The 8,296-nt window shown below is 52.2% G+C and carries 8 protein-coding genes and 1 pseudogene; 1 reads left to right on the plus strand and 8 read right to left on the minus strand.

The window, feature by feature from the left end; all coding sequences use genetic code 11:
* The 5 genes from nei to ybgI form a co-directional block, all read right to left on the minus strand.
* Nucleotides 1-771 (minus strand): endonuclease VIII (nei, locus tag QZF50_RS21295; RefSeq protein WP_290388983.1); only part of this gene is annotated, 771 nt, incomplete at its 3' end.
* A gap of 35 nt (nucleotides 772-806) precedes the next feature.
* Nucleotides 807-1,541 (minus strand): 5-oxoprolinase subunit PxpA, encoded by a 735-nt coding sequence (gene pxpA, locus QZF50_RS21300; RefSeq protein ID WP_000687130.1) that lies wholly within the window; start codon nucleotides 1,539-1,541, stop codon nucleotides 807-809.
* Complete coding sequence (gene pxpC, locus QZF50_RS21305) at nucleotides 1,531-2,463, minus strand: 5-oxoprolinase subunit PxpC (RefSeq protein ID WP_000912716.1); 933 nt, start codon at nucleotides 2,461-2,463, stop codon at nucleotides 1,531-1,533. Before pxpC ends, pxpA begins: the two co-directional genes overlap by 11 nt.
* A complete protein-coding gene (gene pxpB, locus QZF50_RS21310; protein ID WP_001188343.1) occupies nucleotides 2,457-3,113 on the minus strand; it encodes a 5-oxoprolinase subunit PxpB in 657 nt (218 codons plus the stop codon). Before pxpB ends, pxpC begins: the two co-directional genes overlap by 7 nt.
* Nucleotides 3,114-3,135: 22 nt before the next feature.
* Nucleotides 3,136-3,879, minus strand: coding sequence for a radiation resistance protein YbgI (ybgI, locus tag QZF50_RS21315; protein WP_000798871.1), 744 nt, complete (start codon nucleotides 3,877-3,879; stop codon nucleotides 3,136-3,138).
* A gap of 270 nt (nucleotides 3,880-4,149) precedes the next feature.
* Here ybgI and dtpD point away from each other — a divergent pair, with 270 nt between their 5' ends.
* A complete protein-coding gene (gene dtpD, locus QZF50_RS21320; protein ID WP_001032694.1) occupies nucleotides 4,150-5,631 on the plus strand; it encodes a dipeptide permease DtpD in 1,482 nt (493 codons plus the stop codon).
* Between the two features lie 41 nt (nucleotides 5,632-5,672).
* On the opposite strand, the gene phrB is transcribed toward dtpD, so the two are convergent.
* From phrB to QZF50_RS21335, 3 genes and pseudogenes are all read right to left on the minus strand, one after another.
* Nucleotides 5,673-7,091: a deoxyribodipyrimidine photo-lyase gene (phrB, locus tag QZF50_RS21325; protein ID WP_000207157.1), complete on the minus strand. Its 1,419-nt coding sequence runs from the start codon at nucleotides 7,089-7,091 to the stop codon at nucleotides 5,673-5,675.
* Entirely contained in the window at nucleotides 7,088-7,597 is a 510-nt protein-coding gene (locus QZF50_RS21330) for a YbgA family protein (protein ID WP_001076014.1), read from the minus strand. The genes phrB and QZF50_RS21330 overlap by 4 nt, the downstream gene beginning before the upstream one ends.
* A 150-nt stretch (nucleotides 7,598-7,747) precedes the next feature.
* Nucleotides 7,748-8,227 (minus strand): annotated as a pseudogene (locus QZF50_RS21335) (ISAs1 family transposase); the annotation flags it as partial.
* Nucleotides 8,228-8,296: the final 69 nt, after the last annotated feature.

Genomic DNA, 8,296 nt, shown 5'->3' on the forward strand with positions numbered 1-8,296 from the left:
CCAGTAAAACGGGCGCGAGGACAACGTGGTTTTCTCAATGATGCCGCCACAGCGTTCGCACAGTTCGCCATCACGATGAAAAACCTTAAAGCGAAACAGCGCCCCATGATGCTTATTCTCATCCACCTGCCCCCGCGTAGCGTAAGAAAACCGAGGAATCTCCAGTAACGCGTGTGCGAGTGCATCCAGTTGCGCCGCATTGAGATCTTTCGCTTTATGATTTCCAGTCAACCCAACCTGCCAGAGGATCTCCACCCGCAAATAATTGCCAAGCCCAGCCAGAAACGCCTGATCGAGCAGTAATCCTGCAAACTGACGGTTACGAAAGCGCGGTGACAATAACCGTTCCTTTACCACCTCCGGCGTCAGATTCGGATCCAGCACATCGGGACCAACGCGTTGTAAAAACGGATGCGTGGTCAGTTGTTCCGGCCTCAACATCTCAATATCCGAGGCGCTATAAAGCAGAATGGTTTTGTCAGCCGTTTGCAGTTTTACCCGCAATACTCGCGTGGTCTGCGGCTCTTCGCCGGTATCAACCACGCGCCAGACGCCGTAAAGCTGATTATGGCTGTAGAGCGTTAAGTCGTTGGAAAAATGAGTTAACAACGCCTTACCACGCGTTTCCACATGGGTAACGTGTTGACCGATAAGTTGTGATTGATAAGTTTTTAACTGCGGGAAGGCAAACCAGACATCAGTTAGTGGTTTGCCTTTGATCGCCGCCTCCAGGTTATCCGCTGCACGGCGGATCTCCGGGCCTTCAGGCATGGTGATATCCTTTTTTCATTCTTTATTAATCGGGGTTATGCTGCGACAACAATCTCCTTTTCGGCAAATGTAGAGCGTAGTCGGCGGGCGAACGCCAGTGCGTGCTCGCCGTCGCCATGCAGGCAGACTGTTTGCGCCGTGACCGTTGCCCATTCGCCGGTGATACTTTTGACTCTGCCGTGTTGCACCATCTCTAGCGTTTGCGCCAGCGCCTGTTCTTCGTTTTCAATCAACGCGCCTGGCTGACTTCGCGGCACCAGCGAGCCGTCAGCCTGATAACCGCGATCGGCAAACACTTCCTCGCGCGTTGTCAGGCCATATTGCTTGCCTGCACGAATCAGCTCGCTTCCTGCCAGCCCAACGAGAATCAATGCCGGATCGCAAGCGTATACCGCTCTGGCGATGGCGTCTGCCAGTTGTGCTTCTTTCGCCGCCTGGTTGTACAACATGCCGTGCGGTTTGACATGACGCATTACGCCGCCTTGCGCACGGGCAATCGTTGCCAGCGCGCCAATTTGATACAGCGTCTGGGCGTAAACGGTTTCTGGCGGCAACTGCATGGCGCTGCGACCAAAATTTTCCCTGTCGGGAAAACTCGGGTGAGCGCCAATTGCAACACCATTTTTTATTGCTTCACGCACGCAAGCCTGCATGGTTTGCGCATCGCCTGCATGAAATCCACAGGCAATATTGGCAGAGGAAACCAGCGTTAATAGCTCTGCGTCGCTGGCGCAGCCTTCGCCCAGATCGGCGTTCAGGTCAATTTTCATTGTGCAGCCGCCACGCTAATTGTTCAAAATAACGTTGCTGATCTTGCCGCGCTTTCAGTGCCTCTTCCAGTGAACACTGGACAAAATGAATCGGCTGACCGAGCGGAATTTGCGCAAGATGGTACATATCAGCCTCAATGATGCAGGCAATACGCGGGTAACCACCGGTGGTCTGTGCGTCGTTCATCAACACAATCGGCTGCCCGTTATGTGGCACCTGCACCACGCCCGGTAACAAACCGTGAGATAACAGTTCGCGATCGGTGGTGCGTTTTAAAATTTGCCCCTGTAAGCGATAGCCCATGCGGTTACTTTGCGAGCTAAGCTGCCAGGGCGAACGCCAGAATGCATCCTGCGAGGCACGATCGAACTCATGATATTCCGGCCCCGGCAAGGCGCGAATGCGGTTGCCCCACAGCAGCTGTTTAACGCCCTGCGCTTCCATAAAATCACGCTTCGCTTTGCCAATCGGGAGTCGGTCACCATCCTTCAGTAAACGGCCTTCCAGCCCGCCAATCCCCACTTTGAGATCGGTGCTGCATGACCCCATTACCGGCGGAACATCAATACCACCCGCGACCGCCAGATAACTGCGCATCCCGTGCTGCGGGCGTTTAAGCGTTAAACGCTGGCCTGCTTTCATCGGCAATCGCCAGCCGGTCCAGACGGCATTATCATCCAGCCGCGCTTCGCAACCGGCACCCGTCAGAGCAAACCACCCATCAGTTTCGAACTCAACAGTTAACTGACCGAGCGTGATCTCCAGCGCGGGGGCATTGGCGTCATTACCCACCAGTAGGTTAGCAATGCGTAACGCGGGCATATCCAGTGCGCCGCAGTGGCTGATACCCGACTGGCGAAAACCGTGACGACCGCCATCCTGCACAGTGGTATACATGCCCGCACGAATAATCTTCAGCATACTCCCTCCTTCTGCGGTACAAAGCGCACGCTGTCTCCCGGACGTAATAAGATGGGTTCGTCACGCGCCGGATCAAACAGGCTGAGTGAGGTATGACCAATCAACTGCCAGCCACCCGGCGTTGCCAGCGGATAAACACCAGTCTGCGGCCCGCCGATCCCGACAGAACCTGCCGGAACGAGTAAGCGCGGTTCAGCGCGCCGTGGCGTGTGTAGTTGTTCCGGCAAACTCCCGAGATACGGGAAGCCCGGTTGAAAACCTAAAAACCAGACCACGTATTCCACGGAGGAGTGCAATTCAACAACCTGTTTTTCGCTCAACCCGCAATGCGCCGCGACCACCGCCAAATCCGGTCCGCCTGCACCACCGTAAACCACCGGAATTTCAATAAAGCGAGACTCAGGTTCCAGGGCCTCGCTCTCCTCCCACCAGCGTTGCAAACGCTCTATGGCATCCAGCGCCAGCGACTCAGGATTACGCAAAATCACCGTAATATTGTTCATGCCGGGAATGGCTTCAACCACATTCGGCATATCCACCAGACGCTGCGCCAGTCGCCAGATCCGTTTCTGGCTAGCCAGCGTCACCGGCGGTTCCAGTTCCAGCACTACCGCCGTTTCACCTATCAGATAACAACGCGCTCGTTGCACTTTCGATCCCTCTGATTATTCGTTATGCAGGATTAGGAATATCAATAAAGGTCACATCAAGATCGGTATTTTCATTCAGCCACTCGCTCAATGCGCGAATACCACCACGTTCAGTGGCATGGTGACCTGCAGCATAAAAATGCAATCCCTGCTCGCGGGCTGAATGAATGGTCTGTTCAGAAACTTCGCCAGTAATAAAAGCATCCACGCCAAAACGCGCGGCGCTATCGATAAAACTTTGCCCGCCGCCCGTGCACCAGGCGACGCGCTGGACCACCTCAGGTCCGGTATCGCCACACCATAACGGCTTACGTCCCAGACGCGCTTCAATCCAGGAGGCTAGTTCCAGTCCCGGCACAGGCATGGTCAGCTCTCCCCACGGCACCAACGGCTCAATTTCGCCCATGACCGTGATCCCCAGTAACGCCGCCAGCTGTGCGTTATTGCCCAGCTCAGGATGTGCGTCAAGCGGCAAATGCCAGCCATACAGGTTGATATCATTCGCCAGCAACGTTTTTAAACGGTTACGCTTCATTCCGCGAATGACCGGAGACTCTCCTTTCCAGAAGTAGCCATGATGCACAATGACCGCATCCGCGCCCAGACGCACTGCCTCATCGAGCAAAGCCTGGCTGGCGGTGACACCGGTAACAATTTTTTGCACCGTCTCTTTGCCTTCCACCTGCAAACCATTCGGCGCGTAATCACTAATCGCCGCGCTGTTCAGTTTTTCGTTAATCAGTTGTTCCAGTTCGGTGTTTTTCATCTTCGCGCCTTCCGTATTCTGATAGCTACACCGTTAACATAGCGTTACCTCGCCAGTTCGTCGATAGCCAATCTTTTGACATATTAAGAAACAAACCCGACGCCAAAAGACGCAAATTGTTTATATCATCACGCTTCAGCTAATGTATATTTATGCAATCAGACAGCATATTGCATAAATAATCAGATCTGTATCAAAGTTTTAACTTTAAGGAAACACAAGCACGCCGCGCAACTATTACGTGACGTTGCCGTCAATTGTGGAATTATTATGAATAAACACGCATCACAGCCGCGCGCTATTTACTATGTCGTTGCGCTGCAAATCTGGGAATATTTTAGCTTTTACGGCATGCGTGCCCTGCTGATTCTCTATCTCACCAATCAACTAAAATACAACGATACTCACGCCTACGAGTTATTTAGCGCCTACTGTTCGCTGGTGTATGTCACGCCAATCCTCGGTGGCTTTTTGGCGGATAAAGTTCTCGGCAATCGCATGGCGGTGATGCTGGGGGCGTTATTGATGGCGATCGGTCATGTGGTGTTGGGTGCCAGTGAGATCCATCCGTCATTCCTCTATCTGTCCCTGGCGATAATCGTTTGTGGCTATGGTCTGTTTAAATCCAATGTCAGTTGCCTGCTCGGCGAGCTGTATGAGCCAACCGATCCGCGTCGTGATGGCGGTTTCTCGCTGATGTATGCGGCGGGTAACGTGGGGTCTATTATCGCACCTATCGCCTGTGGTTACGCCCAGGAAGAGTACAGCTGGGCGATGGGCTTTGGCCTGGCGGCGGTTGGCATGATCGCGGGTCTGGTCATTTTCTTATGTGGCAATCGTCATTTCACTCATACCCGCGGCGTTAATAAAAAAGTACTGCGTGCGACAAACTTTCTCCTGCCTAACTGGGGATGGCTGCTGGTTCTGCTGGTGGCAACGCCTGCGCTGATTACCGTATTGTTCTGGAAAGAGTGGTCGGTATACGCCTTAATTGTCGCGACTATTATTGGCCTGGGTGTACTGGCAAAAATTTATCGCAAAGCAGAAAACCAGAAACAGCGTAAGGAGCTGGGGCTGATTGTGACGCTCACCTTCTTCAGTATGTTGTTCTGGGCCTTCGCACAACAGGGCGGCAGCTCGATTAGCCTTTATATCGACCGCTTCGTTAACCGCGATATGTTTGGTTATACCGTTCCGACTGCTATGTTCCAGTCGATTAATGCCTTCGCAGTTATGCTGTGCGGTGTGTTCCTGGCGTGGGTGGTTAAAGAAAGCGTCGCAGGTAATCGTACCGTGCGCATCTGGGGAAAATTTGCTCTTGGTCTCGGCCTGATGAGCGCCGGGTTCTGCATTCTGACCTTAAGCGCCCGCTGGTCCGCAATGTATGGTCACTCTTCTCTGCCACTGATGGTATTAGGCCTGGCGGTGATGGGCTTTGCGGAACTGTTTATCGACCCGGTTGCCATGTCGCAAATTACGCGCATTGAAATTCCGGGCGTGACCGGCGTATTAACCGGCATCTACATGCTGCTTTCTGGCGCGATCGCGAACTATCTGGCGGGCGTGATTGCCGATCAGACATCGCAGGCTTCGTTTGATGCTTCCGGGGCGATCAACTACTCCATCAATGCATATATTGAAGTATTTGATCAAATTACCTGGGGCGCACTGGCGTGTGTAGGACTGGTACTGATGATTTGGCTGTATCAGGCGCTGAAATTCAGAAACCGCGCGCTGGCGCTGGAGTCATAATAGGCCAGCACCATACCTGATAAAACGCTCGCTGCGTTTTATCAGGCTCCTTTCCTCGCTTCTTCGTACGCTGCCAGCGTTCGCAGCCTTGCCTCTTTGTGATCAACTATCGGTTGCGGATAATCCAGCTTCACACCTGCTTTCTGCGCCCACTTCCACGGCTCATGCACCGCTTTCCCTGGTACATCGCGCAGCTCCGGTAACCATCGACGAATAAACTCGCCCTCACGGTCAAATTTCTCGCCCTGAGTTATCGGATTGAAAATACGAAAATACGGCGCAGCATCAGTACCCGTAGAAGCCGCCCACTGCCAGCCACCGTTATTAGCTGCCAAATCACCATCAATCAGCTGCGACATGAAATATCGCTCGCCTTCGCGCCAGTCGATCAACAAATCTTTCACCAGAAAACTGGCTGTAATCATCCGTAGCCGGTTATGCATCCAGCCAGTGCTGTTAAGCTGACGCATAGCGGCATCAACAATCGGGTATCCCGTTTTGCCTTTCTGCCAGGCCTGTAAATGTGCGGGATTGCTTTGCCACTGCACACGATCCGTCCAGGCAATAAATGGACGATGTTTACACAACGAGGGGTAATACGTCATCAGATGACGGTAGAACTCGCGCCAGATCAGCTCACTAAGCCAGACACTACCGGCCCCACCGTCCAGCGCCTGCGGCTGTTCAGCCAACAAGCGATGCAAGCACTGGCGAGGCGATAACCCGCCCGTTGCCAGGCTGGCCGACAAACGGCTGGTGCCTTCCACTGCCGGAAAATCTCGTTGTTGCTCATAATCTCCGGCACCGTTCTGGCAAAACTGGCGTAATTGCGCAATCGCCGCTTTTTCTTCCACCGGAAAATGCGCAGTATCGAAAGACTGACGAGGATAATTCAGCGTAATGGATGGCGAGGGCTCTATCGATCCGCTACTACGAACTTTTGGTGCAGCGACGCACTCCGGCATCCCTTCCCGCAGCCGTTTCAGCCAGGCATTCTTAAAAGGCGTAAAGACTTTGTACATCTCGTGATTGCCGGTCATCACCGCGCCAGGCGGCAGGATCACGCTGTCATCAAATCCTTCACACACCACGTTACGCAGCGCTCTTTCAACTTCCACATCCCGCGCCCGCTCATTCACTTCATACTGATAGTTATAAAACAGGTGGGTAACGCTGTTTTCCGCGCACACCTGTTTAACTATTTCGACACTGGCGACAAAGTCATCCACTTCACGGAACAATAAAGGAATACCTTTTTCCGCAAGCGCTATTTGTAGCCCATTCAGTTGAGCATTGATAAGTTCAGCCTGACGCGGCGACATGTTATGCGTCTCCCACTGGCGTGGTGTAGCGATATACAGCGCCAGCACGCGTGCAGACGAATTGCGGCAGGCGGCAGCAAGCGCGAGATTATCATGCAGACGTAAATCCTGGCGAAACCAGACCAGATGGGTAGTCATAAAACTCCTGAATGGCGCAAGTTAATCACACGCGGCCAAAGTTCGAAATAACGCTGCCCTGAAAGCCAGGCGTCAGGATAAAGCGCCATATAGTGTTTGATACGCATCAGCGGCGCAAGAAGCGGTTGCTCGCCACGGCGATAACTGTCGATAAGCGCAGCCAGCTGCTGGCGTTCTGTGGAATCAATATGTGGGCGAAAATAACCCTGAACGTGCATCAAAACGTTGGTGTGATCGCGCGTGTTGGCGGGGTGAGAAAGTAAAACGATTACGCGTTGGCGGTACTGGTTGTAATAGTCATCCAGATTTTGCCACCGATGAATATCAGCCACAAACGGGCCAAGTTTGCGGTATTCCGGCTGAGAATGCGCCAGAAAGACGAGTTTATAGCGGCTGTGATAATCGAGAAGCGCCCCGCGCGTTAAGCCATGTTCTTTCAGTCGATATAACTCATGAAGCGCGAAGATACGGATTAGGGTGCTGTCATCAAATCGTTGCTGATTCATTACTGCTCCTGAACGGTTTACAGGAGTAAGTGTAGACGTTGAGAAATGATATTTGTGAAGTTAATCCTGTTGTAGCAGGACAAATTTACGAAAGCCTGCTCCCCGCAAGGACTGACGTCAGGTAGTTTCTAACCATAGCTGCCCTTTCTATTCAAACGTGAAATCAATAAGCTCATCAGGGACATCGCAAACAATATGAAGACGGGTTTCTTCTCTGCCGTGACTCTTTTCACTAATTGCGTAACTGTCATGCTCTGGATTATTTAATTCTTTCAGCGGAAATTTTTCCTCAAAGGCTTTATTTAGCCGCCCCTGGTTTCCTTTTACCGCGAATAAATAATCACCTCCCTGTTTTTGTATCTTCTCTGCAATATCTTTCTGGCAACCCATCGCATCAGTTGTGATGATTTTTCCTTTAATATCCAGCATGTTAAGAAGTTCTGGGATAGCTGTAATCTCATTAGATTTCTCATCCGTCTTGATCTGTCCGATGACCAGACTGTGCATTGTTGAGAACGCACTAATGACATGAATCGCTCCCCTGCGGCGACTCTTGTCATAAGAGTGCCGGAGCGTTTTTCCATCAATTGCGATGACGTCTTTATCATCTGAAGAATGGCAGTTGCGTATTACCGTGAAGGAGATCGGTGAGTAACATCGATGGAGATCGGTTCGTGTCACTTTCACAGAACCGTTTTT

The organism is uncultured Escherichia sp., assembly GCF_948475835.1.
GTDB lineage: Bacteria > Pseudomonadota > Gammaproteobacteria > Enterobacterales > Enterobacteriaceae > ECMA0423.

Bases quoted from the DNA above. Each gene is read 5' to 3' on its own strand.
- pxpA (WP_000687130.1), bottom strand. From the start codon at position 1,541: ATGAAAATTGACCTGAACGCCGATCTGGGCGAAGGCTGCGCCAGCGAC.
- pxpC (WP_000912716.1), bottom strand. From the start codon at position 2,463: ATGCTGAAGATTATTCGTGCGGGCATGTATACCACTGTGCAGGATGGC.
- ybgI (WP_000798871.1), bottom strand. From the start codon at position 3,879: ATGAAAAACACCGAACTGGAACAACTGATTAACGAAAAACTGAACAGC.
- dtpD (WP_001032694.1), top strand. From the start codon at position 4,150: ATGAATAAACACGCATCACAGCCGCGCGCTATTTACTATGTCGTTGCG.
- phrB (WP_000207157.1), bottom strand. From the start codon at position 7,091: ATGACTACCCATCTGGTCTGGTTTCGCCAGGATTTACGTCTGCATGAT.
- QZF50_RS21330 (WP_001076014.1), bottom strand. From the start codon at position 7,597: ATGAATCAGCAACGATTTGATGACAGCACCCTAATCCGTATCTTCGCG.